Raw genomic sequence first — 26,573 nt, 5'->3', positions numbered from 1 at the left:
TAAAAGAGAGCTTCGAGACACAAGTAGTACAAGGAAGCAAATGAGTGAATGAAGGAGCGTACCTATGTACGTGACTGATTGAACGAATGTAGCTGACGCAGTAATACGCCGTGTATTGGAGGTCGACCATAGTCTAGTGATGATGGCAAAGAGGTCACACCCGTTCCCATACCGAACACGGAAGTTAAGCTCTTTAGCGCCGATGGTAGTTGGGGGGTTCCCCCTGTGAGAGTAGGACGTCGCTAGGCATTATACCCAGGAGGATTAGCTCAGCTGGGAGAGCACCTGCCTTACAAGCAGGGGGTCGGCGGTTCGAGCCCGTCATCCTCCACCATCTCAAAATGCCGGTGTAGCTCAGTTGGTAGAGCAACTGACTTGTAATCAGTAGGTCGTGGGTTCGACTCCTATCGCCGGCACCATTTTGAGCCATTAGCTCAGTTGGTAGAGCATCTGACTTTTAATCAGAGGGTCGAAGGTTCGAGTCCTTCATGGCTCACCATTTTAATAATATGCGGGTGTGGCGGAATTGGCAGACGCACTAGACTTAGGATCTAGCGCCGCAAGGCGTGGGGGTTCGACTCCCTTCACCCGCACCATTTAAATTTATATATTGCCAGGATAAAAAAATCTTATGCACATGCGGAAGTAGTTCAGTGGTAGAACACCACCTTGCCAAGGTGGGGGTCGCGAGTTCGAACCTCGTCTTCCGCTCCATATGTGCCGGGGTGGCGGAACTGGCAGACGCACAGGACTTAAAATCCTGCGGTAGGTGACTACCGTGCCGGTTCGATTCCGGCCCTCGGCACCATTTAAATTTAAATTAGCGCCCGTAGCTCAATTGGATAGAGCGTCTGACTACGGATCAGAAGGTTATGGGTTCGACTCCTGTCGGGCGCGCCAAAAAAGTACGGGAAGTAGCTCAGCTTGGTAGAGCACTTGGTTTGGGACCAAGGGGTCGCAGGTTCGAATCCTGTCTTCCCGACCATCCTTAACCTGATATCAACTGATTATTTTGGGGCCTTAGCTCAGCTGGGAGAGCGCCTGCCTTGCACGCAGGAGGTCAGCGGTTCGATCCCGCTAGGCTCCACCAAATTATTTATAAAGATCCTGGCTACCTAGCTCAGCTGGCTAGAGCATTCGGTTCATACCCGAAAGGTCGTGGGTTCGACTCCCTCGGTAGCCATCCTAAAGGACCTTTAGCTCAGTTGGTTAGAGCAGACGGCTCATAACCGTCCGGTCACAGGTTCGAGTCCTGTAAGGTCCACCATTTGAATAGTAAAACGGAGGAATACCCAAGTCCGGCTGAAGGGATCGGTCTTGAAAACCGACAGGCGGGTTAAACCGCGCGGGGGTTCGAATCCCTCTTCCTCCGCCATTTTTATAAAGAAGAAAATGGTGAACTAGAATAAAAACTTCAGCAAACATAATATTATCGCGGGGTGGAGCAGTTCGGTAGCTCGTCGGGCTCATAACCCGAAGGTCACAGGTTCAAATCCTGTCCCCGCAACCAAAAGGTCCCGTGGTGTAGCGGTTAACATGCCTGCCTGTCACGCAGGAGATCGCCGGTTCGATCCCGGTCGGGACCGCCATTATATGGGTCAGTAGCTCAGTTGGTAGAGCATTAGATTGAAGCTCTAAGTGTCGGCGGTTCGATTCCGTCCTGACCCACCATTGTTTTTGCGGGTGTAGTTTAATGGTAAAACCTCAGCCTTCCAAGCTGATGTCGTGGGTTCGATTCCCATCACCCGCTCCACTAACTAAAAAAGCCGAAGGGGCCTATAGCTCAGCTGGTTAGAGCGCACGCCTGATAAGCGTGAGGTCGATGGTTCGAGTCCATTTAGGCCCACCATATATATTATTCCGAAGTAGCTCAGTGGTAGAGCAACCGGCTGTTAACCGGTTGGTCGTAGGTTCGAGTCCTACCTTCGGAGCCATTTATGGGGAAGTACTCAAGAGGCTGAAGAGGCGCCCCTGCTAAGGGTGTAGGTCGGGTAACCGGCGCGAGGGTTCAAATCCCTCCTTCTCCGCCATAATATTTAAAGTTGGCCCGTTGGTCAAGTGGTTAAGACACCGCCCTTTCACGGCGGTAACACGGGTTCGAATCCCGTACGGGTCATCATAAAAGTCTGAGACGATATTTAATCGTTTCAGACTTTTTTTATTGTTTGGAAGCAGTATATAAATATACTACTTGACCTTTACGTTACGTAAAACCTTATATTAAAAGGAGAGGTGAGTTATGTATATTCAGGAACTGGCGAGGCTATCAGGCGTAAGTACAAGGACACTCCGTTATTATGACGAGATCGATTTGCTTATTCCAATAAAGAAGGAAGATACTGGCTATAGGGTTTATAATCAAGGGCATGTTGATCGCTTACAGCAAATATTATTTTATCGTGAATTGGATATGCCGCTTTCACAAATTAAAGAGGTTTTAGATGCGGAAGATTTTGAGCAACTCGAAAGCTTACGCTATCATCAGCGAACACTTCAACAAAAACAGCGTCATATAACAGACTTACTGGAAACAGTAATAATGACAATTCAATCAATCGAGGAGGGAATAACAATGAGTAACGAGCAAAAGTTTGAGGCATTTAAACAACAGTTAATCGATGAAAACGAGGAAAAGTATGGAGCAGAAATTCGTGAAAAGTACGGAAACGAGTCTGTAAAGGCTTCTTATGGCATGGCGAAGAACATGACAGAGGAACAATATGAAGCAGCTCAGCAGCTCGAAAAAATGCTTTTAGAGCGATTAAAAGAAGCTATGGAAGTGGGCGATGTGCAATCTGATATTGCGGTGGAAGTGGCAGAGCTTCATAAGCGTTGGCTTAGCTTTTACTGGCCGAAATATACAAAAGAAGCCCATATTGGTTTGGCACAAATGTATATAGCCGATGAACGCTTTACAGATTATTATGATTCACGTGTTGATAAAGGAGCAACGCAGTTTTTAACAGATGCTATTATCTATTATGGACAACTAAAATAATTGTATCCTGTACTATTCCTAGTGAATACAGATGAAGCAACGAATAGAAAAGCGTCCCGATGATTCGTTTCGGGACGCTTTAGTTAACGTATCAGCACATAGAAAATTCCTATTCGATAGGAGACCTCTTTCGGAAACACGTTAAAAAATAAAATAATTAATTAATAAACCGACGGCGAGTAAAAAGCCAAAGATTGTATTTGTTTGAGCAGTAAATTTCATCGCAGGCATTACTTCAATCGGTTCTTTTTTATGACGGAAAATATCAATAGCCTTAATCGGTTTTGGAATACTGAACAATACAATCAATGCCCAGTACGTAATATCTTCAATAATAACTAAACCTAAAATCCATAAGTACGATACGATGAAGAATAGGGAAAGAATATAAACGGCATTATTACGACCGACTAAAATCGCCATCGTTTTACGACCGCCTTCTGTATCACCAACAATGTCGCGAATATTGTTTGAAAGCATAATGGCGCCGACTAAAATCATACTAGGTACCGACAGTAAAATCGCTTCAAGTGTTACTGTGTTTGTCTGAATAAAGAAAGCAATTAATACAATCCCCATTCCCATTACTACACCGGATACAAGTTCCCCAAATGGCGAATAGGCAATTGGATAAGGACCACCCGTATATAAATAACCAATTAACATACATACTAAGCCAACAGCTGCTAACCACCAAGAGCTCATGGCACAAATATAAATACCTAGAAGTACAGCAATCCCATAAAAGCTGAGCGCAATGGCCATAATGGTACTTGGTGCGACACCGTGACGAACAATTGTACCGCCAATGCCGACAGAGTTTTCATTATCCAGTCCTAATTTATAGTCATAATATTCGTTAAACATATTTGTTGCTGCTTGAATGAGCATACTGGCTATAAGCATAGCAAAAAATAACAGGAAGTTAATGGTTTCTCCATCAACCGTTAATGCAATGGTTGTCCCTAAAAAGACAGGTACGAATGAAGCTGTTAATGTATGTGGACGTGTTAAATGCCACCATACTTTAAAGCCCCTATCCGCTTCAATGACTTTGGTCATATATTATTTCTCTCCTTCAACTAAACTATACTGTTCTATTTTATACGAACGATAAGAAAAAAGGTAGAGTCGTGCCTTTCTCGTACAGATTTAAGCGAAAAAGTGATATGATAGTATAGATATTTTGTAAAATGTACGATAGCAATCAAAGCTTATTTCTTGAGTTTAAATTGCAAAGACGGAGGTAATTTTCATGCATCATAAGTGGTACAATGCCACTGAAGTAGAAGTGGGCTCTTTGAACTCAAAGCACCATTTTTATATGGAAACAATGGAGGTAAGCCGATTATCTGCTCTGGCCTTCTTTGCTGCTGGCGAGAAATATAAGGGTAAACGATATTTTTGGCAAAATCGGGAGAAAACTTTTACCTTAGTAGGACTAGGACACGCTTATACAATTGAAAACAATGCAGGACAAGTGCGCTTTGATAAAGTAGAGCAAGAATGGAAACAATTAACGAAGAACATTGTGAAGGAAGAGGATTTACAACCGATTTTATTTGGTGGATTTACATTTGATCCACAAAATGAGGTGGGAGAGGAATGGTCAACATTTCCGCAAAGCTTTTTTGCAGTGGCAACGTTTCAGCTAATTATCCGAGATGATAAAGCGTATGTGAGCATTCATTATATTACGGACGAAGAAAATAGTTCAAAAGCTTTTGAACAATTACGTAAAGAGCGTGATCATTTAATTCATGCTGCGCAAGTGAAAGAATTAAAAACATATGCTAAGCCTACGATGACAAGTTATCAGGAGCCTTATAAAGAGGAGTACTTGCGCTCCATTGAGCAAGTGACGGCACATATTAAAGCAGGCGAGGCACAAAAGGTAGTAATTGCTCGTTCGTTAGCATTGCAATTTGAAGAGGAAGTTGCATCCTCTCAAATTTTATCGCATGTAATTCATGAACAGCCGGAAAGCTATTTATTTGGTTTAGAGCATGAGGAGATGTTGTTCTTTGGTGCATCACCGGAACGTTTAGTAAAGGTAGAGGAAGGACAAGCATTTTCATCATGTATTGCTGGTTCCATTCGTCGTGGTCATACAGTAGAGGAAGATGAGACATTAGGTTGGTCACTGTTAAATGATGTGAAAAATCGTGGGGAGCATCATTATGTAGTAGAAATGATTACCGAAACATTTGAGCAAAACTGTATGAATGTAAAAGTACCAAAACAACCAAAACTACTTAAAATTCGTGATATTCAACATTTATATACACCTGTGGAAGGGATATTAAATGAAGAGGCAACCATCCTGCAACTTGTGAAGAATTTACACCCTACACCAGCCCTTGGCGGCGTACCGCGTAAAGAGGCAATGGATATGATTCGACGCTATGAGCCGATGAACCGAGGGCTATATGCAGCACCCATTGGCTGGGTAGATGCTGATGGAAACGGAGAATTTGCTGTCGCTATTCGTTCAGCTGCATTACTGGGGAATCGTGCCTTTTTATATGCAGGAGGCGGCATCGTCGAAGATTCTACACCAGCATCAGAATATGAGGAGACGTTAGTTAAATTCCGTCCGATGTTACGTGCTTTAGGAGGAAAGTTAAGTGAGTGAACGTGAAATACTATCAAACTATGTATATACAATCGTTGCTAGCTTAGTACAAAACGGTGTAGAGCAGGTCGTGATCAGTCCGGGTTCTCGTTCGACACCTCTTGCGTATGCATTTGCACATACGAAAGAAATCGAGGTGTTTCGCCAGGTAGATGAGCGTGCGGCTGCCTTTTTTGCATTAGGTCTTGCTAAAAAAGTAGGAAAGCCTGTTGTCTTGTTATGTACATCAGGAACAGCGGCGGCTAACTATTTCCCGGCGATTGTGGAGGCAAAGTATGCGCGTGTTCCTCTAATCGTCATTACAGCGGACCGGCCACACGAGCTACGTGAAGTGGGGGCTCCACAAGCTATTAATCAAATTCACTTATATGGTGAGCAAGTAAAGTGGTTTGCTGAATTTCCGATTCCCGATGATGCAAAGCCAACATTACCATTTATTGAACGCCATACAGCACGAGCTGTTGCGATTGCAATGAGTGCACCATTTGGGCCTGTTCATCTGAATATCCCGTTCCGTGAACCTTTACTTGTGGATTTTTGCGATTTGCCAACGCTTCGTTATCAAGGGAATATACTCAATCATTATTCCTTAAGTAATGAGGCAAAAAGCGTTTTAGAAAAATTGATTACTCAATCAAAAAAAGGTGTATTCATTGTCGGTGAGTTGCCATTAAATACAGATGTCAATCATTTATGGGAGTTGATTCGACGTGCAAAATGGCCTGTGATGGTTGAGAGTCTTTCCAATATGCGCGGCAATGTCCCAGAAGACTGTAAACCATATGTGATTTCAACATATGATGCGATTTTGAAAAATGCAACATTCAAAAAAGTAGCATCTCCTGATACAGTGATTCGTTTTGGCGCACAACCGGTATCGAAATTTTTATCCATGTTTATTACAGAGTCCATGCCAGCACACTATATTGTTGTGGATGAAGATGCGATGTTCCGTGATTCTACAAGCATGGCGACAGCCTTTATTCATGCCAAAATTGATCAGACATTAAGTGATTTAACAATTGAAAGTCGCATGGAAGCTTCATACTTAGCATTATGGCAGCAGGCACAGGCAATAGCGATGAAGCACATTGAACATTACATTGAGCGAGAGCAGGATGAAGGAGCACTTGTTGGCAAGATGCTACAATGCCTTCCAGAAGCGAGTGATGTATTTGCTTCGAGTAGTATGCCGATTCGTGATATCGATACGTTCTATACACCTTCAGAAAAAGATGTTCACATTATTGCAAACCGTGGAGCAAATGGCATTGATGGTGTCGTTTCAACGGCCTTTGGCTATAGTGCGGGGAATAGTCGCCACACTTATTTATTGATTGGTGATTTAGCATTTTTACATGATAGTAATGCATTTTTAGCAACGCGTTATCAAGAATGTCAATTATCCATCATTGTCATGAATAATGATGGTGGTGGTATATTCTCTTATTTACCACAATCCAGTGTGGAGCATCATTACGAAGACTTATTTGGTACACCGACGGGTTTAACGTTTGAACAGATTGCAGTGATGTATGATTTGCATTATACGAAAGTGACAGAACCTGTAGCATTTGTTGAAGCGATTCATGCACCGAATGAAAAACCAGTTCGTTTAATTGAAGTATTTACAAATCGTGCTGAAAATGTTGTCACACATCGCAAGCTATGGCAAGCGATTAATGAGGAGTTCGATGCATGGCTACAGTAAACGCATTAGGGATAGATGTGCATGTAGAAACATGGCATGATGAACAAGTAGAGACGATAGTTATGTTGCATGGGTTTACTGGTTCAACGAAGACGTGGGAGCAAGTGGCGCAAAAATTGCCCCAATATCAAATCGTTGCTATTGATTGTATGGGGCATGGAAAAACAGAGAGTCCAAACGATTTTATGCTATATACAATGGAGCAGCAATTAGCTGTTCTCGAAGAAGTTTTTCATCTATTGCGTATACAAACTTTTACACTTATTGGTTATTCAATGGGGGGGCGTATTGCCCTTAGCTGTGCGCTTCAATATCCTGAGCGGGTACAACAACTTATATTAGAAAGTGCATCACCTGGTCTGCGAACAGAGAAAGAACGAAAGGCACGTAAAGAAGCAGATGACAAACTAGCACAAAAGATTGAAGCGGCTGGTGTTGCAAATTTCGTTCGTGAGTGGGAGAATATTCCACTGTTTGCTTCTCAAAAGCGATTGCCATTATCTGTTCAACAGACAATACGTGCAGAGAGGCTAAATCAAAGCGTTCAAGGGTTGGCCAACAGTTTGCGCGGTATCGGAACCGGTATGATGCCGTCAGTATGGGATAGATTGCATAGTTTGTTGATGCCAGTAACACTCATTACAGGAGAGTTAGATGAAAAATTTGTAAGTATTGCCTGGGAAATGGCACAAGTCATCCCGAAAGTACGTCATTTAACAGTAAATAGCGTAGGGCACGCAATTCATGTGGAAAATCCCACAGAGTTTGCTACAATAGTAAAGGACACAATTTCATTAACTTAAGTAGGGGGACTATACAATGACAACACGTCAATGGACTTCATTACATACTTACGAAGATATTAAGTATGAGTTCTACAACGGAATCGCAAAAATTACGATTAACCGTCCAGAAGTGCGTAACGCTTTCCGTCCAAAAACAGTGACGGAAATGATCGATGCATTTTCACGTGCACGTGACGATAAAAACGTCGGTGTCATTATTTTAACAGGTGAAGGTGAGCATGCATTCTGCTCAGGCGGCGACCAAAAAGTACGCGGTCATGGCGGTTATGTAGGCGACGATGAGATTCCACGTTTAAATGTATTAGATTTACAACGTTTAATTCGTGTGATTCCTAAGCCAGTAGTTGCAATGGTTGCAGGCTATGCAATCGGTGGTGGTCATGTATTACACGTAGTATGTGACTTAACAATTGCAGCGGACAATGCACGCTTTGGACAAACTGGACCAAAAGTAGGCTCATTTGATGCAGGTTATGGCTCAGGCTATTTAGCGCGCATTATTGGTCACAAAAAAGCGCGTGAAATTTGGTATTTATGCCGTCAATATGATGCGCAACAAGCGCTTGAAATGGGCTTAGTAAATACAGTAGTACCATATGATCGTTTAGAAGATGAAACAGTTATGTGGTGTGAGGAAATGCTAGAAATGTCTCCAACTGCGCTACGCTTCTTAAAAGCTGCGATGAATGCAGATACAGACGGCTTAGCAGGTCTTCAACAAATGGCTGGTGACGCAACACTTCTTTACTACACAACAGATGAAGCAAAAGAAGGTCGCGATGCATTCAAAGAGAAACGTAAGCCAGACTTCGGTCAATTCCCTCGTTTCCCATAAAAATAAACTTAAAAACAACTTGTACTTATTGTAGTACAAGTTGTTTTTTTTCTTTATTTTGGTAAATATTCTTATTTCTTACTACTACTATATAGTCGCATAATTATGATAAAATATAATAATATAATAGAATGAAGATAGGAAATGTGAACTAAAGGTGCGTAAGGAAATGACGAAAGTAATTTTAGATAAACAATTAGAGCCTCACCTAATATCCCTTTTTGAGTGTAATACAGACGGCATATTACTTTTGAATAAGGGCGGTTATATTGTGGATGCCAATCCTGCTTTTCTTAAATTAGGAGGCTATACAAAGGAAGAACTTTTGAACCGAAATTTTTTAGAGTTTATTATGAATGAGCCGCCGGACAATAGTAGCCAATTATCATTTACGGAAATCGATTTTACAGATGCACGTTTTCGATTAATTACTAAAGAGAACACACAAATTGGGTGTTTAATGCGTTTAAATCAAGTGATAGAACATGAAAACGTTATTGGCTTTTTTTTAACGGTTAAAAATATGAGTGAGTTAGATAAAATCGCAGAACGTTATTTAGAGAGTGAATTTAATTATCGAAAAATTGCTGAGAATATTCAAGATGTACTAATATTACTGGATCAACATAAAAATTATTTGTATGTGTCTCCATCAAGTAAAGAAATGTTTGGTTTTGACTATATGACTTTTGAAAGTCAAGAAGTAGGTTTGTATATTCATCCTAATTATGTCGAAGAGTTTACGAGCAAGTTTCATGCTACTATTGAAAAACGTAAGCAATTTGCATTAAAACTACAGATGCGTCATCAAAAGCTTATGTGGATTTGGACCGAGATTAAAGGAAAAGCGGTTTATGATATAAATGGTCATTTCTTACATGTGTTATTAGTCATACGTGATATTTCAAGAGAACGTCAACAAGAAGAAAAACTAAAGTATTTTGCATATCATGATCCTTTAACAAATTTGCCAAACCGTCGTATGTTCCGAGAACATTTAACGATGGCATTTACAAGGCTGGATGAAAAGCATATTCCATTTGCCATTTTACTATTAGATATCGATAATTTTAAAAAAATTAATGACTCATATGGTCATGAAATTGGAGATCAGGTAATTACTGAGTATGGGGCACGATTACAACAAATTGTAGGGGGAAAGGGGCTTGTGGCAAGACTGGGTGGAGATGAATTTGTCATATTACTTACAGATTTTATTGATGAGGAGCAAGTAAGCGATATGGCATATCAAATCAATAAACGAGTAAGACAAGGTCTATTAATTCAACAAACCTATCTTGAAATCACAACAAGTATTGGTATCGCAATATGTGATAACGCAACATTTACTGCATCACAAATATTGCGATATGCAGATAAAGCGCTATACAATATAAAAGAGCATGGAAAAGATGCATTTAGTATATACAAAGTTGGACAGTAAGAGGCGCGAAAAGAGTAGCGCCTTTTTACATTGTAGTGGGAGGAAAGACGATGCAACCAAATTGGTTAGCCCAACGAAGTTATTTAACACCTAATCGAATCGGGTTAAGTTTTGATGAACAGCAATGGACGTTTCAAGAGCTTCATCAAGAAGCGATATGCATGGCAGAGAAATTAGCTACATTTCATGTAAATCATGGTGATCGTGTCGCCATTTTAGCACCTTCGAGACCGGAATTGATTATGATGATTTACGGTTGCATGCATGCACAGCTTGAAATGGTCTTTTTAAATGGACGATTATCTGAGCATGAATTACAGTATCAAATTGAGGATGCAGACGTGAAAGCAATTCTTGTTCATGAACAGGAACTACATAAACTTCAGGCAGATGCACGCATTCTTACGTTTAATACGGTTTTAACCGCTGAAAGAACACCGATTAACATAGCACAAGAATGGGACGACACGACAACGATTTCGATTATGTATACATCTGGCACAACTGGTTTCCCAAAAGGGGTACGCCAAACTGTACAAAACCATAGTTCCAGTGCAATTAGCTCGGCACTTAATCTAGGGTTAAAAGAAGATGACGTATGGCTTTGTACAGTTCCAATTTTTCATATTAGTGGATTTTCAATATTAATTCGCTCTTTGCTATATGGTATGACCGTTCGACTATATGAAAAATTTGGTGCAGCGAAGTGTGCGAATGAGATTGCACAAGGGTCCGTAACGAAAATGTCTGTTGTTGCGGTCATGCTTGAACGTATCCTTACGTATATGGAAGAACACAAACTAGTAGCACATCCAAACTTTACAACGATGTTACTTGGAGGAGGACCAGTACCAGTTGATTATTTAAAACGTGCTGCAATCTTAAATTTACGTGTTGCTCAAACGTATGGAATGACAGAAACATCATCGCAAACGGCCACATTAAGTAACGAGGATGCAATGCGAAAAATCGGTTCAGCAGGTAAACCTTTATTTTTTAATCACATTAAAATTGAGGGCGCAACAAAGCCGGGAGAAGAAGGAGAAATTTGTATTCGTGGACCACATGTGACACCGGGGTATATCGGGAAATTTGCAGAGCGCGCGGCAACGGAAGATGGATGGTTAAAAACAGGGGATATTGGTTATTTAGATGAAGAAGGCTATTTATATGTCATCGATCGCCGTTCAGATTTAATCATTTCTGGCGGTGAAAATATTTATCCAGCGGAAATTGAAAATATATTAATGGCGCATCCGAATGTAAAGGAAGCAGGGGTTTGTGGCATAGACGATGACGTTTGGGGGCAAGTACCGGTAGCATTTGTTGTCGTGAAGCAGCCGATTTCAGAAGAAAGTTTACTGGATTTTTGTCAAGAGAGATTAGCGTCATACAAATTACCGAAGAACATCAAGTTTATAGACACACTACCTCGCAATGGCTCTAACAAGCTTCTAAGAAGAAAGTTGAAGGATATTTTATAATATTTCTTAGGAGATATTTATCAATCAGTGAAGGGTGTCCAGAAAGTTTTTACTTTCTAGGCACCCTTTTTGTTTATTGAAGCGCTGTTTTTAGCGCTTCCATATTTTTTTTCATTAATGTGAAATATGTTTCGCCATCCTTCATATCGTCTGAAGTTAGTACACTTAAATTGTGTAAAATAAGTGAATCAGCACCGACTTCATGTTGAATAACTTCTGTTAAGTTGGAAGAAACGTTTTGCTCGAAGAAGATGTATTTAATATTTTCTTCTTTTGCTAAGTCGACGATCGCCGTTAATTCTTTTTGCGATGGTTCACTTTGCGAATTAAGACCTGCAATCGGTACTTGTGTAAAGCCGTAATGACCAGCGATATAGCCAAATGCTGCGTGTGATACGAAAAATGTTTTCTTTGTCGTTTCAGCTGCCATTGCTTCGAATTCAGCATGTAATGCATTTAATTCTGCTACAAGTGTTTCGTAGTTTTCAGTAAATACGGCTTCTTGCTCAGGCATTGCTGTCACTAATTCATCCTTAATAACCACTGCTAAATCTTGAGAAATAATCGGCGATAACCATACATGAGAGTCATGGTCATGATGTGCATGATCATTTAAAATATTGTTTTCTTCTTCGCCTTCATGATCATGTCCTTCTTCCTCTTCGTGTGTTTCCCCCTCAGCATGTGCATGACCAGTTGAAATGTGTAGCTTGTCTTCATTTACATGATCAGCAGTCGCTACTAATTTAACGTGTTCATTTGCTACTGTCTTTTTTGCATTATCTACAAAGCCTTCAAGTCCTAAGCCAATATAGAAGAAAATATCGGCATCCGCTAGAGACATCATATCTTTTTGCGTGGGTTCAAATGTATGTTCATTTGCCCCAGGAGGGTAGATAGATGATACCTCTACATACTCACCGCCAATGCGTTCAGCAAAGTATTGTAGGGGGTAAACCGTTGTATAAATAGATATTTTATCTGTTGTGTCTTCCTTAGATGTTGCGTTGTCATCTTCGCCGCAAGCAGCTAGTATGATAGCGATCATTGCTAGTAAGAAGATTGATAGGTACTTCTTCAAGATGTTCACCTCTTAATTGTAATTATTACGATTTAACAATGATAATCATACACGAATTGTCTTTAAAAAACAATAAAAAATAACCTTCGAAATTATTTTTTTTTCGAAGGCCATTTTTCTGGCACGGGGTCAAATCCGCCTGGATGAAGTGGTTGACATTTTAATATTCGTATAACTGTTAAAATGAATCCTTTAATGGCACCGTGTTTTTGAAATGCCTCGAGTCCATAACTTGAGCAAGTCGGGTGAAATCGACAAGAAGGAGGCGTCATTGGTGAAATAAATTTACGGTACAATTGAATTAACCAAATAAAAGGATATTTCATTAGTTATCCTCTGCTTTCTGTGTAGATTGTGTGGGCATAGGATCCACCGTTTGTTTCGTTGAAAATCCTTTTTGTTTTGCGATCCAAATTAAAAAGAAAGAGAACGTACCGACAATGGATACGATCACAATTAGGATAATAGGAAGACTCATAGTAGTATTCACCTCGATTTTATTATAACGGTTTTATGCTCTTTTTTGTGCAACAATCTAGTGAACACATATTACACGATAAAAGTTCTAAAAATATACATTTTTAAATGATAGAAAAATGGGTATACTAGTAATTGATAACAGTTTTCAATTGTTAATATACTTTATGAGGTGATACTATGACAAACCAATCATTAGACAAACAATTAAACGAATTAGTAGCAACGTGGTCAGTATTATACACGAAGTTACACAATTATCACTGGTATGTAAACGGTCCGTCATTCTTTACATTACACACAAAATTTGAGGAATTATATAACGAAGTAACATTAAATTTAGATGAAATCGCTGAACGGATTTTATCTAAAGGTGGTAAGCCAGTTGCAACAATGAAAGAGCATTTAGAGCTTTCTCATGTAAAAGAGGCAGAAGGTAATGAGTCAGCCGAGCAGATGGTACAAACAACAATCGATGACTTTAAAATTGTCATGAATGCTTTAAAAGAAGCGATGGAAAGTGCAGCTGAAGAAGGTGATGATCGTACAGAAGATTTATTGAATGCGAATTATCAAAGTTTAGAAAAACATGCCTGGATGCTTTCAGCGTTCTTAGGAAATTAAATTACGGTTTACAAGCAAGCGTAAGGGGTGTCCAGAAAGTAAAAACTTTCTGGACACCCCTTTACTCCTTAATAATTATCCATTAAAAAATATTGCTCCTGGGGTGGTCACATCAAAATGCCACCATCCTCGTCGTAAAGGTGCCGTCTCAAAATGTCTTTTCAGACGGCACCTTTGTATAAATTTTATATATATTATTTATACTACTGTAGAGGTGATTATGATGGAAAAACAAACTTATTATGTTTCTATCGTACATTTAACATGTACAACAGATCCGGCAGGGCCGTATAACTTTAAAATTGAATTAGAGCCATATAAAGCACGGGTATTTCAAAAGCTATTTCAGCAAATTCACCAGCTTGAAGGGTCTAATATGTTTCGTGCACATTTACCTTTTATTCCCTATCATATGGATGAATTGAATCATGACATCGACAGTCGCTATAAGAAGCTATATGCCCTTATACATGAATTTGGCGATCAGGAAGCAAAAGAATTTGTTGAACAAATACCTTATTTTAGTTGAAGCATTCACGTCCCTTCGCTACACTTACATTAGTGAGGAGTTGAAGGGATGTTTACATTTATAGATGAAAATGGCCTACATGTTGACTTACGTTTTGACGAAGGCCCATTTGAAGTCGAACCAAGGCATGTTTTAGCGATTGTAAAATATAAAGATAAATGGCTTTGTACAGAGCATATTAGGCGCGGTGTCGAGTTTCCAGGTGGAAAGCAAGAGGAAGGCGAAACATTAATGGAAGCAGCAATTCGTGAAGTGTATGAGGAAACACAGGTGAAAGTCACTGATGCCAAATGGTTTGCGTATTATATCGTACATGACGAAGTACCATTTTGTAAGGCTGTTTTTACAGCGCGTGTGGAAGCGATTGAGATGTTCATAGGTGAATTCGAAACCGTTGCAAGGCATTGGTTAACGGAAGAAGAATTACAAGAGCATCCTAATTTAAGCTTTTATATGCGTGATGATGGCATGAAAAAGATGTTACAGGAAGTGAAAACACATGTGCGACAATGGTAAAATAGCATCCATGCGCAAATATCCATCTCCGAATCCTACTATTCGGCTAGATGAAATTACATACTGGTCTTGTGGGTTACGGGTCAAAGGATTACTGGCAAGACCGACCAATATAAAAAATCCAGAAGCAATGTTATATTTACGTGGCGGCTTACAAACAGTTGGAATGGTGAGACCTGCACGAATCGCTCAATTTGCGCAACAAGGTTTTATTGTATTTGCCCCTTATTATAGAGGAAATCGCGGTGGTGAGGGACGAGATGAGTTTGCTGGTGATGATCGATTTGATGCGGTGTACGGAGTAGATGTATTAAAGCAATTTGTTGCGTGCAAGCAAGTGCATGTATACGGTTTTTCGCGTGGCGGCTTAATGGCAATTTGGACAGCGATTTTACGTGATGATATTGGCTCGGTTGTAACGTGGGCTGGCGTATCTGATGCCGCAGCGACCTATTGGGATCGTGTTGACATGCGTAGGGGACTTCGGCGAATTATTGGTGGTACACCAAATAAAGTACCTGAGCGTTATGAAGATCGAACGCCGCTTTATGATGTAGATCAAATTGATGCACCAGTGTTAATCATTCATGGAACGAGTGATCAACATGTGGATATAGAGCATGCATATCAATTGGAATTTTGCCTACAAGATGCCGGGAAGATTGTAGAAACGTGGTATTCTTTTGGGTTAAAGCATCATTATCCACCCAAGCTAAATCGAGAAACTGTGCAAGCACTTAGTCAATGGATGAAGAAAAAAGCAACTTCTTAGTGAGGTTGTTTTTTTATTGCTTTCGGGGGCTATTTCTAAAATAAATAAAAAACGGCTATGCAAAATCGCATAGCCGCATCTATGATATAAAGTTTAAAAAACGTTATGTCATTCGTAATAAGAAATTAAGCTAATGGGCCGCCTTTTTTCACGATTGCTTCGTCAACGTTGGCGAATTTTTTGAAGTTATTGCTAAATAACGCTGCAAGCTCAGTAGCTTTTTTATCGTATGCCGCTTTGTCAGCCCAAGCTTCGCGTGGGTTTAATACTTCTGTTGGAACGCCTTCAACAGCTACAGGGATATTTAATCCGAATACGCCATCTTGAATTGTTTCCACATCGTTTAATTTCCCTTCGATAGCAGCGCGAACCATTGCACGCGTGTAAGAAAGCTTCATACGAGAACCTACGCCGTACTCGCCACCAGTCCAGCCCGTGTTTACTAAGAATACTTGTGAACCGTGCTCGTCAATTTTCTTCCCTAGCTGATCAGCATAAACTGTTGCTGGAAGTGGTAAGAATGGAGAACCGAAGCATGTAGAGAATACTGGTTCTGGCTCTGTTACGCCACGCTCTGTACCAGCTAATTTCGAAGTGAAACCACTTAAGAAGTGATACATTGCTTGCTCTTTTGTTAATTTAGAGACTGGAGGTAATACACCGAAAGCATCCGCAGTTAAGAATACGATTGTTTTTGGGTGACCTGCAACAGATGGTGTTACGATATTTTCAATATAGTCGATTGGATACGCTACACGAGTGTTTTCAGTTAATGAGCCGTCATCGTAGTCACATACACGTGTTTCTGGATCAACTACTACGTTTTCTAAAACAGCACCGAATTTAATTGCGTTGTAAATTTCTGGCTCTTTTTCAGCAGAAAGGTTAATTGTTTTTGCATAACATCCGCCTTCGATGTTGAATACACCATTGTCAGACCAACCGTGCTCATCATCACCGATTAATTTGCGGTCAGCATCAGCTGATAAAGTTGTTTTACCAGTACCAGATAAACCGAAGAATAATGCTACGTCGCCAGCTTCACCAACGTTTGCAGAACAGTGCATTGGGAAGATACCTTGCTCCGGTAATAAGTAGTTCATAATACCGAAGATTGATTTTTTCATTTCACCAGCATACTCAGTACCGCCGATTAAAATGATTTTCTTTTCCATTGAAGTAATGATGAAAGTCTCAGATTGTGTACCATCAACAGCAGGATCAGCTTTGAAAGATGGAGCTGAAACGATTGTGAAATCAGTTACATGAGCAGCTAATTCTTCAGCTGTTGGACGGATGAATAATTGATGACAGAAAAGATTATGCCAAGCATATTCGTTTACAACTTGAATTGATAGCTGAGAGTCTTTGTCAGCTCCTGCAAATCCTTTGAATACGAATAACTCGTCTTTCTCTTTTAAGTAATTAACAACTTTTACGTATAGGTTATCGAAAATTTCAGCTGAAATCGGTTGGTTTACTTTTCCCCAATCGATTTTGTCCTTTGAACCTTCTTCTTCGACCATATACTTATCTTTAGGTGAACGACCTGTATATTTACCAGTTTCAGCACGTAATGCGCCGTCAACTGTTAATGTAGCTTCACCGCGTGAAGTTGCTTTTTCAACTAATTGTGGTACAGTAAGTTGTACTTGTACATTTGTCCCGCTTAATAAATCCTTCAGTTCGTTGTTGATTTCTACTGAATTCATCGATTAAATACCATCCTTTTTTATATAGTTCCCTTAGATAAGGGCAGTTTATTCTTAATTCAAAATTAGTATAACACATTGCTTTTAATAATCTATACTAATTCTTAATTTATTTTGTGAATTTTTTATAATTCTTAAAACGATTATAAAACGTTTGACATAATAAAACAAATTTCGTAATATGAGAAATTGAACGGATACTCTTATCCCGAGTTGGTGGAGGGTCAAGGCCCGATGAAGCCCGGCAACCTGCAATACGTATAAACGTAACGTGTTGGTGCCAACCTGATGCAAGGACATATTCCTTGAACGATAAGAGTGAAAGGTAACGAAAAGTTAATTCCTTTCGCTCGCTGAATGAGTGAAAGGGTTTTTTGTTTTTATAAGAAAAAGTTCAGCATCTGGAATTTTTTCATTATTATAATGCTTTTCTAAATCCTCGTGTAAAAGTTAGCAACGGGCTTGAGTTTCAATCCGTACGGGTAGACTTACATGGGTAATGAGTACCGTATCAATATTGCGTCTTTGCGCAGGGCAATTTTAGGAGGAAAACAAATGACAAACCGTCGACTGTTTACATCAGAAAGTGTAACAGAAGGGCATCCAGATAAAATCTGTGATCAAATCTCAGATGCTATCTTAGATGCGATTTTAGCTGCAGATTCTAATGCACGTGTAGCGTGTGAAACGACTGTTACAACAGGACTTGTATTAGTATCTGGCGAGATTACAACTTCAACATATGTTGATATTAAAGGAATTGTGCGCGATACAGTAGCGGAAATTGGCTATACACGCGGTAAGTACGGTTTCGATGCTGAAAATTTAGCTGTATTAGTTGCAATTGGCGAACAATCACCTGACATTGCACAAGGTGTGGACCAAGCGCTGGAAGCACGTGAAGGCTCAATGTCTGACGAAGAACTTGAAGCAATTGGTGCTGGTGACCAAGGTTTAATGTTTGGTTATGCATGCAACGAAACACCAGAGCTTATGCCGCTTCCAATTAGCTTAGCGCATAAATTAGCACGTCGCTTAACAGAAGTACGTAAATCTGGGGAGCTATCATATCTTCGTCCAGATGGTAAAACACAAGTAACTATAGAATATGATGAAAACAATACGCCTGTACGTGTTGATACAATTGTATTATCTACACAACATGATGAAGATATAACATTAGAACAAATCCAAAAAGATGTAAAAGAACTTGTGATTCATTCAGTTGTACCGGCGGAGTTAATTGATGATAATACAAAATATTTCATCAACCCAACTGGTCGTTTCGTTATTGGTGGACCAAAAGGGGATGCTGGTTTAACAGGTCGTAAAATTATCGTGGATACATACGGTGGTTATGCTCGTCATGGTGGCGGTGCATTCTCTGGTAAGGATGCAACAAAAGTTGACCGTTCAGCAGCATATGCAGCACGTTATGTAGCGAAAAATATTGTAGCAGCTGGTTTAGCAGATCGTGCAGAAGTGCAACTTGCATACGCAATTGGCGTAGCGCGTCCAGTATCAATTGCTGTTGACACATTTGGTACAGGGAAAGTAGAAGAAAGTAAAATGGTAGAATGGGTACGCGAATTATTTGATTTACGCCCAGCAGGCATTATTCAAATGCTTGATTTACGTCGCCCAATCTACAAGCAAACAGCGGCATATGGTCATTTTGGTCGTACAGATTTAGATGTACCGTGGGAAAAAACAGACAAAGCAGAGCTGTTACGCGAAAAAGCAGGATTATAATTACCACACCATTTCTTTGCAGGGAATAAGGTAAAAGCCGTCACAAATGTGGCGGCTTGTTTTTATGATTGGAAAAGTCTAAGTATATATTATAACTTGCTCTATAAATGCCCTTTCTAAGGAGTAGATGCTAAGTGAGAAAGTTTTCTATTTATATGAACAGATTCAGTAATCTGTCATTGCTATTATAAAATAGCTAATCATGTAAAAAATAAACAGGGTAAGGTTGGTAATGAACTAAGCTCTCCTTTATAATAGAGAGCATAGAAGGAGAGGGAATTATGAATATAAAAAAAATCGGCTTAATACTAGCGACAGCAATTGTTTTAGTAGCTGCGATCATCTATGGTGGTACATATGGAACGGTTCAGCAAATCGAAATTGATAATACAGCCATTCAATTAGAAATTGACGGTTTTAAATTAAAAGAAGTGACAGTTTCTCAGGAAGAAAAAATTCATTCATCTGATCACACTTCTATCTATAAAGTAAGACAAGGTATTTTTCTAGCGGGGACATTAAAAATTGTCGAGAAAGTTATAGATAATGGGGATAAGGTCTTATTCTTTGAGTTTATTAATGCGCGCGGTAAGCAAATGGATTTACCAGTTACTTTAACGGTTAAAGGAACAGATCGCTATGAGAAGTTTGATATGATGGCAGAGGCGTATGAAACTATGGATGAAGCTTATGGTGTAGATGTGATGACCGATGTAAAAGGAATTTATAATTTATACACAGCAAATCATTTAACAAAATCAATGCTACTTTCCCATAACTATGTATCTAAAAAAGTTACTGAAGAAAATGATACTGGAAATGTTTCGAAAGTACGACAGTTAATAGAAGCAAATCAGTTTGGAGAAGTCGAGCAATTAGACGGAGGATTAGTTATTCCTTTCTCGATGAAGACAACAGCTAAAAATGACATTTCAGAAAGTTGGATGATGATTTCAGCAGAGCCGCTTTTTGAAAATGAAAGTAATGCGACAGCATATAAAGAACAATCGAATGCAGAGCAACACAGCTCCATAAAATGGTTAACAATAAATGGTATGATGTCAAAATTACATACGGATACTGAGCCAGCTTTAGAAAATGGATACGGCAGAAATGCATTTAATATGGCGAATGATGCGATTTTAGAGCACTATCAAGAAACAGAAGAACGCTTTTACTATAATATGTTAGTTGTTTTAGTAAATAAGCTATTAGAGTATAAAGAGTCGGGTAAGCAAGATGCATTTGTCACGGAGTATACAAGTGGTCTTTTAAAGGAACAGTATAATATACAAGCACCTTATATCAATGCGCAAGAAAATGAAGTGATACATCAATTTTTATACGATACACAAGATGTACTACAAGATGAGGCGTTAAGTAGTGCAATGCTTGACTATGCCGATTTTTTAGCTGCGCAGAGAGCTAGAGGAAATGTGATTTATACACGAAATGGTTATTATATTACAGATTATATGGCGCTTCGGAAGAATGAAGAAGTGAAAAAATCACATGCTTCATTAAAGCAGATTATTTCGAAAATGAATGTGCTATTTGAGGCTTATAAAGTAACGAATGATGAAAAATATTTAAAGGCAGCTGTTTCGATGTTAAATGGACTTGAAGATTTAGGGGAAAGATGGGTTAACCCAACAACGGGTGAACTATGGGGACAAACTACGTCAACATATGAGTTCAGCGACAGTGAAGACAAACTTACTCAATCAGAAGCTATGAAGACAGTAGCATATTTAGAGGAATTAAATATCACATACAAGGGTGTTTTCAACGAATTAGTTAAGACACTTCAATAAAAAATGGGCGTTTAAAACGCCCGTTTTTTATTTGGATATGTTACTATCTAGTCATTTGAACTTATTTAATGAATATTTAATAATTTTTTGATAAAATGAGACATATTAGTCATTTATCGAATGTTCAATGCATTATTTTTGAAGTGATTTATAGAACTGTCCTTTTTCAACGTATTCGCGAATAATGCGGTCCATATCTTCGCGATCTTCAGGCGTAATGTCACGCACGACTTTCGCAGGACGTCCCATCGCTAATGTATTTGGTGGGATTTTTTTGCCTGGTGGTACTAAGCTACCGGCACCAATAAAAGCGCCTTCGCCAATTTCAGCACCATCTAAAATAATCGAACCCATACCAATTAATGCGCGTTTACGTACAACACAGCCATGTAATGTTACTTGATGGCCAATCGTTGCTTCATCTTCAATAATTAAAGGATTGTTTGGGCTTTGGTGCAAACAACTTAAGTCTTGGACGCTTACACGATTGCCAATAATGGTTGGCGCCACATCGCCGCGAATCGATGTATTAAACCAAATTGATGTTTCAGCTCCGATAGTAACGTCACCAGTAATCGTCACATAATCAGCAATAAATGCGGATGGGTCTATGTTCGGATTTTTATCTTTATAAGGGTAAATCATATTCAATCTCCTCATTTCAAGCTAATATATATAATTATCGTATCAAATATATGAAACGAAATAAACAAACTTTTTGATAAGGCGAAAAAGTATGACTATTTTTAAGTCGAAGTGTGAGATAAGCATTCGTGCCGAATTAGGTTAGACAATGGATGTAGCGAAAATGATGGAGAAGCAGTTACGTTCACACTTTTTAAACATAATGAACGAGAGTTTTAGGAGGAAGTCCAATGTGGAAATGGGAAGCTGAGGGGCAGCCGAAAGCGGTTGTTGCTATTTTTCATGGCGCTTATGAGCATTATGCATGGTATGCGTGGCTGATTGAAAAATTGCGCAGCACAGGATTTCACGTTGTCATGGGAGATTTACCGGGGCACGGTGTACAAACAAAAAATCATCGCTATCATGATGAAGATTTTAGTGAGTACTACACATATGCAAAACAATTAATAGAAGTCGCTCAGACCGATAATTTACCGGTATTTATTATTGGAAATGGGTTTGGTGCTACAATTGCAGCACGTGCTATATATCGCAATAAAGTGGAATGTGCAGGTCTCATTATGGTGTCACCTTGGTTGCAACTAAAATTAGAACCAGGAAAACTATCTAAAGCGTTATCAAGTTTAAGTGCCATTACATCAAGTGTAAAGTTAACGCATGAGATTACCCATAATCGATTAACACGTAATTTTGAAGTATATGGTGAGATGAAAGATGAAATGCCGTTTAACACCGTTGTGACAGTAAAATGGTATCGTGAGCTGCAACAGTTATTAAAAATGTTAAAAGATCCGGAAGTAAAGATTTCTTCGATACCATTACTCGTCATGACGGGTGGGCGGGATAAAATTACAGATACAACTGCCTCTAGACAATGGCTTGTGCAACAAAATTCTAAGAGTTTTCAATTCAAAGAATGGCCAGAATGCTTGAGTAGTTTATTTTTTGAGTTTGAACGGGAAGAAGTATTTTTATTAACAAAAGACTTTATGCATAACAGCCTGCGATCACTAGGATATATTATTGACTAACTATAAAAGCGCAATAGGGGGTAGCCTATTGTGTTTTTTTTGTGTGTATTTAATTTTGGGATCAATTATTTTAAATTTTAAAAAAATTGGTTGAAGGGCGGTTCTTTTTGTAATATAGTGTATTTCAAACTAATAAACTATTTCAAAACAAAGGGGGTATTATATGGAAAGTATTGTTACCTTTTTGAACAATATTTTTTGGGGACCTTGGTTTATTTATGGGATCATGATAATCGGTCTTTTCTTCTCCATCATTACTCGATTCCTTCAAGTCCGCCATATTAAAGAAATGTTCGCGCTCATGTTTAAAGGGCAAAAATCGGAAAAAGGGATTTCCTCCTTCCAAGCATTATCTATTGCACTATCAGGCCGTGTAGGTACCGGTAATATTGCGGGTACTGCAACAGCCATCGGGATGGGTGGACCAGGTGCAGTGTTCTGGATGTGGGCAATTGCTTTTATCGGAGCAGCGACTGCGTACGTAGAATCGACATTGGCGCAAATTTATAAAGAGGAAAAAGAGACAGAATATCGTGGTGGTCCAGCTTTCTATATTGAAAAAGGCATGGGGCAAAAGTGGTTTGCTGTTATTTTTGCAGTAGCAGCATTACTAGCAATGCTTGTTTTAATGCCTGGTGTTCAATCAAATGCAATTGCTGGGGCAATGAATAATGCATTCGGAATTGATAATTGGATTATCGGTCTAATTATTGCTATTTTACTTGGGGTTATTATTATCGGTGGGGTTAAATCGATTGCGAATGCAGCACAAGTCATTGTACCGTTTATGGCGTTAGCTTATATTTTAATGGCGATTGTCATTATTTCCATGAATATTGGTGAGATACCAAGTGTCATTGCGCTTATTTTCTCAAGTGCATTTGGAGCTCAGGAAATATTCGGTGGTATTATCGGTTCTGCCATCGCTTGGGGCGTAAAGCGCGGTATTTACTCAAATGAAGCGGGGCAAGGGACAGGAGCGCACCCTGCAGCAGCCGCGGAAGTATCCCATCCAGCAAAGCAAGGGTTAGTACAGGCAGCATCGGTTTATATTGATACATTACTAATCTGTTCAGCTACGGCATTTATGATTTTATTTACAGGTATGTACAATGTACACGATGAAAGTGCAGAGAAAATACCGGTAATGGTGGAGGGGGAAGTGCATATGGTCAACGATGAGCCATATGAAATCTACCCAACACTTTTCACAGGTGAATTTGGTAAGGATGAATATACGGGCGATGCGCAAGTTTCTTATGCACAAACAATTAAAGAGGGTGCAGCATATACACAATCTGCAGTAGATGAAGCGTTGCCAGGCTTTGGTGCACCATTCGTAGCGATTGCATTATTCTTCTTTGCTTTCACAACAATTATGGCGTACTACTATATTGCGGAAACAAATGTTGCCTATCTATTCTCTGGTACGGCAGAAAAGGTTGGCATTTGGATTGCGAAAATCGTCATTATCGCAACAGCGTTCTACGGTACAGTGCGTACATCGGACTTAGCGTGGGCGATGGGCGATGTTGGGCTTGGTTTAATGGTATGGATTAACGTCATTGCCATTTTAATCATTATGAAACCAGCTATTGTTGCATTAAAAGATTACGAGAAACAAAAGAAGGAAGGCAAAGACCCAGTATTTGATCCGATTAAATTAGGCATTAAAAATGCAACATTCTGGGAAAATCGAAATAAAAAATAATAAAGTAAGAGCTGCTTCGAACCTTTTGAAGCAGCTCTTTATTTTATGGCTATTAATAGACAAAGCGCGTAGGTTAATAGACAAAGTGAACAGGTTAATAGACAACATTCACCTATTAATAGACAAACTGAATAGAGTAATAGACAAACATAAAAATTTTCATAAAGAGATTGAACGATTTATAAAGTAGCCCTGTCTAATACATAAAGAAAGTAAAGAAGGTGGGATTATGGAGGAAATAGCGAAGCGTGCCATCAGGGGAGACCAACAAGCAATCCTTGTTCTGCTAGAAGTATACGAGGAAACATTGTATCGAACAGCCTATGCATATTTACGCAATGAACATGATGCACTTGACGCGATGCAAGAGCTAGCGTATCGGGCACTAAAGAAAATGCATCAAGTAAAAGAACCTGCATACGTAGGTACATGGCTCGTACGGGTGTTAATTAATATTTGCCTCGATATGAAAAAGAAACAAGTCAATTACGTATCCCAAGATGTCGAATCAAGCTATACACACGAAACAAATTTTGAAGTACTCGATTTAATTAGCCAGCTACCAGTGCAGGAGCAGCAGGCAATTTATTTAAAGTATGTGGAGCAACGGACAAATAAAGATATTGCAAGAGTACAAAATATCCCTGAAGGTACAGTAAAATCACGTGTACATCATGCACTACGAAAGTTACGATTACTATTTGGCCAAGGAGGAAGAAATTGATGACTTCATTTGATGCTGAAAAGCTAAATAAAGATTTAAATCAAATTAAAGTACCAAAAGACCAGTTGGCGAAAACTAGACAAATAGCCTTCACAGAAGTACAAAAGGAAAAGCATCGAGCAAACAATTGGCGTTATTATACAGTGCTCACAGCTACTGTTGCTTTGGCACTCATCCTTTCTATACGTTATATTCCACTCGTTGCAGATACAGCAAAGCGTGTTCCAGGTTTTGCAGATGTTGTGTCATTTATAACAGATGATCAAAAACATGATTACGAGGAACTTAATATTACAGAAACTAAAAATGATTTAACCCTCACAGTAAAAGGGGTAATAGCTGACGAAACAGGAATGAAAATTCATTACGCACTTGAAGCACCGTATAATATTTCAGAACTTCCCATAAAAAAGGTAACAATTTTACAGGACGGAAAGGAAATAGATGGGTCAGCCACTTACGGTTGGTCGGTAGATGGGGAGGAGAAAAAATATGTGGAGGACGTCATTTATAAATTTGTTGAAGGTGAGGATTTACCTAATCAGAAGAACTTTGAGCTTCAAATAACGTTTGGGGATAAGGAGAGCACAACTTTTGAAATCCCATTCACGATCAAAAATGATGTTGTGAAAAAGCGTATATACAACATTAAACGAAACCTTTCATATGAAGGACAAAAGCTGATTGTAGAAGATGTAACGGTCACACCAACAGCTACTCGTCTTCGCATAACAGCAGCTAATAGTAATTCAATGCAAATTTTATCCCTCGGTAATATACGTATTTTAAATGAGCAAGGTGAGCCGTTCAATACATTAGAAGGTGGGTTAATATCGTTAGGGGTTATTTCTTCCGATGAAGTGACGTATTTATTTGACAGCACAGTACTTGAAGCCGGTAGTTCACTTACAATTGAAATTGAAAATATGAATGTGTTACCAAAGGACGATAATTATATTGAAGTAGATTTCATCAAGCAAGAAGTTTTAAAGCAGCCAGCAATAGGAAACGTGACATTTGAAGTAAAGCAAGATAGCCTCATCAAGATTGATGCGGAAGAGGGAAAAGAGGTGCGTCTTAGTCATGCCATCGATGCAAATGGCAAGCGCTTTGAAATGGAGTCACTTTCTGGTTCGTGGAATCAAGTGGAATATACGTATCCACCAGAAATGAAAAACCCAGTAAAAATATATTTTTACGACTATCCAAATACATTGCATTTTAAGGAAGAGATTGTGATTTACGAATGAAGAAAACAAGGATGAGCAT

23 protein-coding genes, 20 tRNA genes, 1 rRNA gene and 1 riboswitch are annotated in these 26,573 nt (G+C 39.3%); of the genes, 38 read left to right on the top strand and 6 right to left on the bottom strand.

What is annotated here, in order from left to right; genetic code table 11:
* Positions 1 to 132 precede the first annotated feature (132 nt).
* The 22 genes from rrf (at position 133) to ACQQ2I_RS15115 (ending at position 2,998) form a co-directional block, all read left to right on the top strand.
* A 5S ribosomal RNA gene (gene rrf / locus ACQQ2I_RS15220) occupies positions 133 to 248 on the top strand.
* A 10-nt stretch (positions 249 to 258) separates the two neighbouring features.
* Positions 259 to 334, top strand: a tRNA-Val gene (locus ACQQ2I_RS15215).
* Positions 335 to 343: 9 nt separating this feature from the next.
* Positions 344 to 419: transfer RNA gene (locus ACQQ2I_RS15210), tRNA-Thr, on the top strand.
* A 4-nt stretch (positions 420 to 423) separates the two neighbouring features.
* Positions 424 to 499, top strand: a tRNA-Lys gene (locus tag ACQQ2I_RS15205).
* A gap of 12 nt (positions 500 to 511) precedes the next feature.
* Positions 512 to 596 (top strand) — tRNA-Leu (locus ACQQ2I_RS15200).
* A 43-nt stretch (positions 597 to 639) separates the two neighbouring features.
* Positions 640 to 714, top strand: a tRNA-Gly gene (locus ACQQ2I_RS15195).
* A 5-nt stretch (positions 715 to 719) separates the two neighbouring features.
* Positions 720 to 808 (top strand) — tRNA-Leu (locus ACQQ2I_RS15190).
* A 15-nt stretch (positions 809 to 823) separates the two neighbouring features.
* Positions 824 to 900, top strand: a tRNA-Arg gene (locus tag ACQQ2I_RS15185).
* Between the two features lie 8 nt (positions 901 to 908).
* A tRNA-Pro gene (locus ACQQ2I_RS15180) sits at positions 909 to 985 on the top strand.
* A 29-nt stretch (positions 986 to 1,014) separates the two neighbouring features.
* Positions 1,015 to 1,090 (top strand) — tRNA-Ala (locus ACQQ2I_RS15175).
* Positions 1,091 to 1,109: 19 nt separating this feature from the next.
* Positions 1,110 to 1,183 (top strand) — tRNA-Met (locus tag ACQQ2I_RS15170).
* Between the two features lie 7 nt (positions 1,184 to 1,190).
* A tRNA-Ile gene (locus ACQQ2I_RS15165) sits at positions 1,191 to 1,267 on the top strand.
* Positions 1,268 to 1,282: 15 nt separating this feature from the next.
* Positions 1,283 to 1,375 (top strand) — tRNA-Ser (locus ACQQ2I_RS15160).
* Between the two features lie 58 nt (positions 1,376 to 1,433).
* Positions 1,434 to 1,510 (top strand) — tRNA-Met (locus ACQQ2I_RS15155).
* A gap of 3 nt (positions 1,511 to 1,513) precedes the next feature.
* Positions 1,514 to 1,589 (top strand) — tRNA-Asp (locus ACQQ2I_RS15150).
* A gap of 6 nt (positions 1,590 to 1,595) precedes the next feature.
* A tRNA-Phe gene (locus tag ACQQ2I_RS15145) sits at positions 1,596 to 1,671 on the top strand.
* 8 nt (positions 1,672 to 1,679) lie between these two features.
* Positions 1,680 to 1,753 (top strand) — tRNA-Gly (locus tag ACQQ2I_RS15140).
* Positions 1,754 to 1,772: 19 nt separating this feature from the next.
* A tRNA-Ile gene (locus ACQQ2I_RS15135) sits at positions 1,773 to 1,849 on the top strand.
* A 10-nt stretch (positions 1,850 to 1,859) separates the two neighbouring features.
* A tRNA-Asn gene (locus ACQQ2I_RS15130) sits at positions 1,860 to 1,934 on the top strand.
* 5 nt (positions 1,935 to 1,939) lie between these two features.
* Positions 1,940 to 2,030 (top strand) — tRNA-Ser (locus ACQQ2I_RS15125).
* Between the two features lie 14 nt (positions 2,031 to 2,044).
* Positions 2,045 to 2,116 (top strand) — tRNA-Glu (locus ACQQ2I_RS15120).
* 123 nt (positions 2,117 to 2,239) lie between these two features.
* Complete coding sequence (locus ACQQ2I_RS15115; RefSeq protein WP_431027625.1) at positions 2,240 to 2,998, top strand: MerR family transcriptional regulator; 759 nt, start codon at positions 2,240 to 2,242, stop codon at positions 2,996 to 2,998.
* Between the two features lie 141 nt (positions 2,999 to 3,139).
* On the opposite strand, the gene ACQQ2I_RS15110 is transcribed toward ACQQ2I_RS15115, so the two are convergent.
* A complete protein-coding gene (locus ACQQ2I_RS15110) occupies positions 3,140 to 4,060 on the bottom strand; it encodes a 1,4-dihydroxy-2-naphthoate polyprenyltransferase (protein WP_431027624.1) in 921 nt (306 codons plus the stop codon).
* Between the two features lie 193 nt (positions 4,061 to 4,253).
* On the opposite strand from ACQQ2I_RS15110, the gene ACQQ2I_RS15105 reads away from it, so the two are divergent.
* The 6 genes from ACQQ2I_RS15105 to ACQQ2I_RS15080 all read left to right on the top strand — a co-directional run bounded on the left by ACQQ2I_RS15105 (position 4,254) and on the right by ACQQ2I_RS15080 (position 11,913).
* Positions 4,254 to 5,633 (top strand): isochorismate synthase, encoded by a 1,380-nt coding sequence (locus tag ACQQ2I_RS15105; protein ID WP_431027623.1) that lies wholly within the window; start codon positions 4,254 to 4,256, stop codon positions 5,631 to 5,633.
* Positions 5,626 to 7,344: a 2-succinyl-5-enolpyruvyl-6-hydroxy-3-cyclohexene-1-carboxylic-acid synthase gene (gene menD / locus ACQQ2I_RS15100; RefSeq protein WP_431027622.1), complete on the top strand. Its 1,719-nt coding sequence runs from the start codon at positions 5,626 to 5,628 to the stop codon at positions 7,342 to 7,344. The genes ACQQ2I_RS15105 and menD overlap by 8 nt, the downstream gene beginning before the upstream one ends.
* A complete protein-coding gene (menH, locus tag ACQQ2I_RS15095; RefSeq protein WP_431027621.1) occupies positions 7,332 to 8,147 on the top strand; it encodes a 2-succinyl-6-hydroxy-2,4-cyclohexadiene-1-carboxylate synthase in 816 nt (271 codons plus the stop codon). Before menD ends, menH begins: the two co-directional genes overlap by 13 nt.
* A gap of 16 nt (positions 8,148 to 8,163) precedes the next feature.
* Positions 8,164 to 8,985, top strand: a complete 822-nt coding sequence (gene menB / locus ACQQ2I_RS15090; protein WP_391368369.1) for a 1,4-dihydroxy-2-naphthoyl-CoA synthase — start codon at positions 8,164 to 8,166, stop codon at positions 8,983 to 8,985.
* Between the two features lie 169 nt (positions 8,986 to 9,154).
* Positions 9,155 to 10,429: a diguanylate cyclase domain-containing protein gene (locus tag ACQQ2I_RS15085; protein ID WP_431027620.1), complete on the top strand. Its 1,275-nt coding sequence runs from the start codon at positions 9,155 to 9,157 to the stop codon at positions 10,427 to 10,429.
* Between the two features lie 50 nt (positions 10,430 to 10,479).
* Complete coding sequence (locus tag ACQQ2I_RS15080; protein ID WP_431027619.1) at positions 10,480 to 11,913, top strand: o-succinylbenzoate--CoA ligase; 1,434 nt, start codon at positions 10,480 to 10,482, stop codon at positions 11,911 to 11,913.
* Between the two features lie 73 nt (positions 11,914 to 11,986).
* Here ACQQ2I_RS15080 and ACQQ2I_RS15075 read toward each other — a convergent pair whose 3' ends face one another.
* The 3 genes from ACQQ2I_RS15075 to ACQQ2I_RS15065 all read right to left on the bottom strand — a co-directional run bounded on the left by ACQQ2I_RS15075 (position 11,987) and on the right by ACQQ2I_RS15065 (position 13,472).
* The gene (locus ACQQ2I_RS15075) at positions 11,987 to 12,994 is read right to left on the bottom strand and encodes a metal ABC transporter solute-binding protein, Zn/Mn family (protein WP_431027618.1); all 1,008 of its coding nucleotides are present in this window, start codon (positions 12,992 to 12,994) and stop codon (positions 11,987 to 11,989) included.
* A gap of 92 nt (positions 12,995 to 13,086) precedes the next feature.
* Positions 13,087 to 13,320 carry a membrane protein insertion efficiency factor YidD gene (gene yidD, locus ACQQ2I_RS15070; RefSeq protein WP_391368381.1) on the bottom strand — a complete coding sequence of 78 codons (234 nt, stop codon included), beginning with the start codon at positions 13,318 to 13,320 and terminating at the stop codon, positions 13,087 to 13,089.
* Complete coding sequence (locus tag ACQQ2I_RS15065; RefSeq protein ID WP_431027617.1) at positions 13,320 to 13,472, bottom strand: hypothetical protein; 153 nt, start codon at positions 13,470 to 13,472, stop codon at positions 13,320 to 13,322. Before ACQQ2I_RS15065 ends, yidD begins: the two co-directional genes overlap by 1 nt.
* 179 nt (positions 13,473 to 13,651) lie before the next feature.
* On the opposite strand from ACQQ2I_RS15065, the gene ACQQ2I_RS15060 reads away from it, so the two are divergent.
* The 4 genes from ACQQ2I_RS15060 (at position 13,652) to ACQQ2I_RS15045 (ending at position 15,912) form a co-directional block, all read left to right on the top strand.
* Positions 13,652 to 14,095 (top strand): Dps family protein, encoded by a 444-nt coding sequence (locus ACQQ2I_RS15060; protein WP_431027616.1) that lies wholly within the window; start codon positions 13,652 to 13,654, stop codon positions 14,093 to 14,095.
* 220 nt (positions 14,096 to 14,315) lie between these two features.
* A complete protein-coding gene (locus ACQQ2I_RS15055) occupies positions 14,316 to 14,624 on the top strand; it encodes a transposase (protein WP_431027615.1) in 309 nt (102 codons plus the stop codon).
* Between the two features lie 48 nt (positions 14,625 to 14,672).
* Complete coding sequence (locus ACQQ2I_RS15050) at positions 14,673 to 15,140, top strand: NUDIX domain-containing protein (protein WP_431027614.1); 468 nt, start codon at positions 14,673 to 14,675, stop codon at positions 15,138 to 15,140.
* Positions 15,124 to 15,912 (top strand): alpha/beta hydrolase family protein, encoded by a 789-nt coding sequence (locus tag ACQQ2I_RS15045; RefSeq protein ID WP_431027613.1) that lies wholly within the window; start codon positions 15,124 to 15,126, stop codon positions 15,910 to 15,912. Before ACQQ2I_RS15050 ends, ACQQ2I_RS15045 begins: the two co-directional genes overlap by 17 nt.
* A gap of 125 nt (positions 15,913 to 16,037) precedes the next feature.
* Here ACQQ2I_RS15045 and pckA read toward each other — a convergent pair whose 3' ends face one another.
* Positions 16,038 to 17,624, bottom strand: coding sequence for a phosphoenolpyruvate carboxykinase (ATP) (gene pckA, locus ACQQ2I_RS15040; RefSeq protein WP_431027611.1), 1,587 nt, complete (start codon positions 17,622 to 17,624; stop codon positions 16,038 to 16,040).
* A gap of 200 nt (positions 17,625 to 17,824) precedes the next feature.
* A riboswitch (SAM riboswitch) is annotated at positions 17,825 to 17,943 on the top strand.
* A gap of 236 nt (positions 17,944 to 18,179) precedes the next feature.
* Between pckA and metK the strand changes: the two genes are divergently transcribed.
* Positions 18,180 to 19,376: a methionine adenosyltransferase gene (gene metK, locus ACQQ2I_RS15035; RefSeq protein ID WP_431027610.1), complete on the top strand. Its 1,197-nt coding sequence runs from the start codon at positions 18,180 to 18,182 to the stop codon at positions 19,374 to 19,376.
* Positions 19,377 to 19,657: 281 nt separating this feature from the next.
* Positions 19,658 to 21,190, top strand: a complete 1,533-nt coding sequence (locus ACQQ2I_RS15030; protein ID WP_431027609.1) for a hypothetical protein — start codon at positions 19,658 to 19,660, stop codon at positions 21,188 to 21,190.
* Between the two features lie 132 nt (positions 21,191 to 21,322).
* On the opposite strand, the gene ACQQ2I_RS15025 is transcribed toward ACQQ2I_RS15030, so the two are convergent.
* Complete coding sequence (locus tag ACQQ2I_RS15025) at positions 21,323 to 21,835, bottom strand: gamma carbonic anhydrase (RefSeq protein WP_431027608.1); 513 nt, start codon at positions 21,833 to 21,835, stop codon at positions 21,323 to 21,325.
* Positions 21,836 to 22,065: 230 nt separating this feature from the next.
* Between ACQQ2I_RS15025 and ACQQ2I_RS15020 the strand changes: the two genes are divergently transcribed.
* From ACQQ2I_RS15020 to ACQQ2I_RS15005, 4 genes are all read left to right on the top strand, one after another.
* Complete coding sequence (locus ACQQ2I_RS15020) at positions 22,066 to 22,869, top strand: alpha/beta fold hydrolase (protein WP_431027607.1); 804 nt, start codon at positions 22,066 to 22,068, stop codon at positions 22,867 to 22,869.
* A 163-nt stretch (positions 22,870 to 23,032) separates the two neighbouring features.
* A complete protein-coding gene (locus ACQQ2I_RS15015; RefSeq protein WP_431027606.1) occupies positions 23,033 to 24,580 on the top strand; it encodes an alanine/glycine:cation symporter family protein in 1,548 nt (515 codons plus the stop codon).
* 229 nt (positions 24,581 to 24,809) lie between these two features.
* On the top strand, positions 24,810 to 25,304 hold the full coding sequence (locus ACQQ2I_RS15010) for a sigma-70 family RNA polymerase sigma factor (RefSeq protein WP_431027605.1): 495 nt from the start codon (positions 24,810 to 24,812) through the stop codon (positions 25,302 to 25,304).
* Positions 25,304 to 26,554: a DUF4179 domain-containing protein gene (locus ACQQ2I_RS15005; protein WP_431027604.1), complete on the top strand. Its 1,251-nt coding sequence runs from the start codon at positions 25,304 to 25,306 to the stop codon at positions 26,552 to 26,554. The genes ACQQ2I_RS15010 and ACQQ2I_RS15005 overlap by 1 nt, the downstream gene beginning before the upstream one ends.
* The last annotated feature ends 19 nt before the right edge of the window (positions 26,555 to 26,573 follow it).

This window comes from Lysinibacillus sp. LZ02 (genome assembly GCF_050613145.1).
Classification (GTDB): Bacteria; Bacillota; Bacilli; order Bacillales_A; family Planococcaceae; genus Lysinibacillus_B.
The sequence above is the reverse complement of the archived record's forward strand: the minus strand, read 5'-3'. Positions and strand labels throughout refer to the sequence as shown.

Coding starts and splice junctions, on each gene's coding strand:
- ACQQ2I_RS15115 (WP_431027625.1), top strand. CDS start 2,240: ATGTATATTCAGGAACTGGCGAGGCTATCAGGCGTAAGTACAAGGACA.
- ACQQ2I_RS15110 (WP_431027624.1), bottom strand. CDS start 4,060: ATGACCAAAGTCATTGAAGCGGATAGGGGCTTTAAAGTATGGTGGCAT.
- ACQQ2I_RS15105 (WP_431027623.1), top strand. CDS start 4,254: ATGCATCATAAGTGGTACAATGCCACTGAAGTAGAAGTGGGCTCTTTG.
- menH (WP_431027621.1), top strand. CDS start 7,332: ATGGCTACAGTAAACGCATTAGGGATAGATGTGCATGTAGAAACATGG.
- menB (WP_391368369.1), top strand. CDS start 8,164: ATGACAACACGTCAATGGACTTCATTACATACTTACGAAGATATTAAG.
- ACQQ2I_RS15085 (WP_431027620.1), top strand. CDS start 9,155: ATGACGAAAGTAATTTTAGATAAACAATTAGAGCCTCACCTAATATCC.
- ACQQ2I_RS15080 (WP_431027619.1), top strand. CDS start 10,480: ATGCAACCAAATTGGTTAGCCCAACGAAGTTATTTAACACCTAATCGA.
- yidD (WP_391368381.1), bottom strand. CDS start 13,320: ATGAAATATCCTTTTATTTGGTTAATTCAATTGTACCGTAAATTTATT.
- ACQQ2I_RS15065 (WP_431027617.1), bottom strand. CDS start 13,472: ATGAGTCTTCCTATTATCCTAATTGTGATCGTATCCATTGTCGGTACG.
- ACQQ2I_RS15060 (WP_431027616.1), top strand. CDS start 13,652: ATGACAAACCAATCATTAGACAAACAATTAAACGAATTAGTAGCAACG.
- ACQQ2I_RS15055 (WP_431027615.1), top strand. CDS start 14,316: ATGATGGAAAAACAAACTTATTATGTTTCTATCGTACATTTAACATGT.
- ACQQ2I_RS15050 (WP_431027614.1), top strand. CDS start 14,673: ATGTTTACATTTATAGATGAAAATGGCCTACATGTTGACTTACGTTTT.
- ACQQ2I_RS15045 (WP_431027613.1), top strand. CDS start 15,124: ATGTGCGACAATGGTAAAATAGCATCCATGCGCAAATATCCATCTCCG.
- pckA (WP_431027611.1), bottom strand. CDS start 17,624: ATGAATTCAGTAGAAATCAACAACGAACTGAAGGATTTATTAAGCGGG.
- metK (WP_431027610.1), top strand. CDS start 18,180: ATGACAAACCGTCGACTGTTTACATCAGAAAGTGTAACAGAAGGGCAT.
- ACQQ2I_RS15030 (WP_431027609.1), top strand. CDS start 19,658: ATGAATATAAAAAAAATCGGCTTAATACTAGCGACAGCAATTGTTTTA.
- ACQQ2I_RS15025 (WP_431027608.1), bottom strand. CDS start 21,835: ATGATTTACCCTTATAAAGATAAAAATCCGAACATAGACCCATCCGCA.
- ACQQ2I_RS15020 (WP_431027607.1), top strand. CDS start 22,066: ATGTGGAAATGGGAAGCTGAGGGGCAGCCGAAAGCGGTTGTTGCTATT.
- ACQQ2I_RS15015 (WP_431027606.1), top strand. CDS start 23,033: ATGGAAAGTATTGTTACCTTTTTGAACAATATTTTTTGGGGACCTTGG.
- ACQQ2I_RS15010 (WP_431027605.1), top strand. CDS start 24,810: ATGGAGGAAATAGCGAAGCGTGCCATCAGGGGAGACCAACAAGCAATC.
- ACQQ2I_RS15005 (WP_431027604.1), top strand. CDS start 25,304: ATGACTTCATTTGATGCTGAAAAGCTAAATAAAGATTTAAATCAAATT.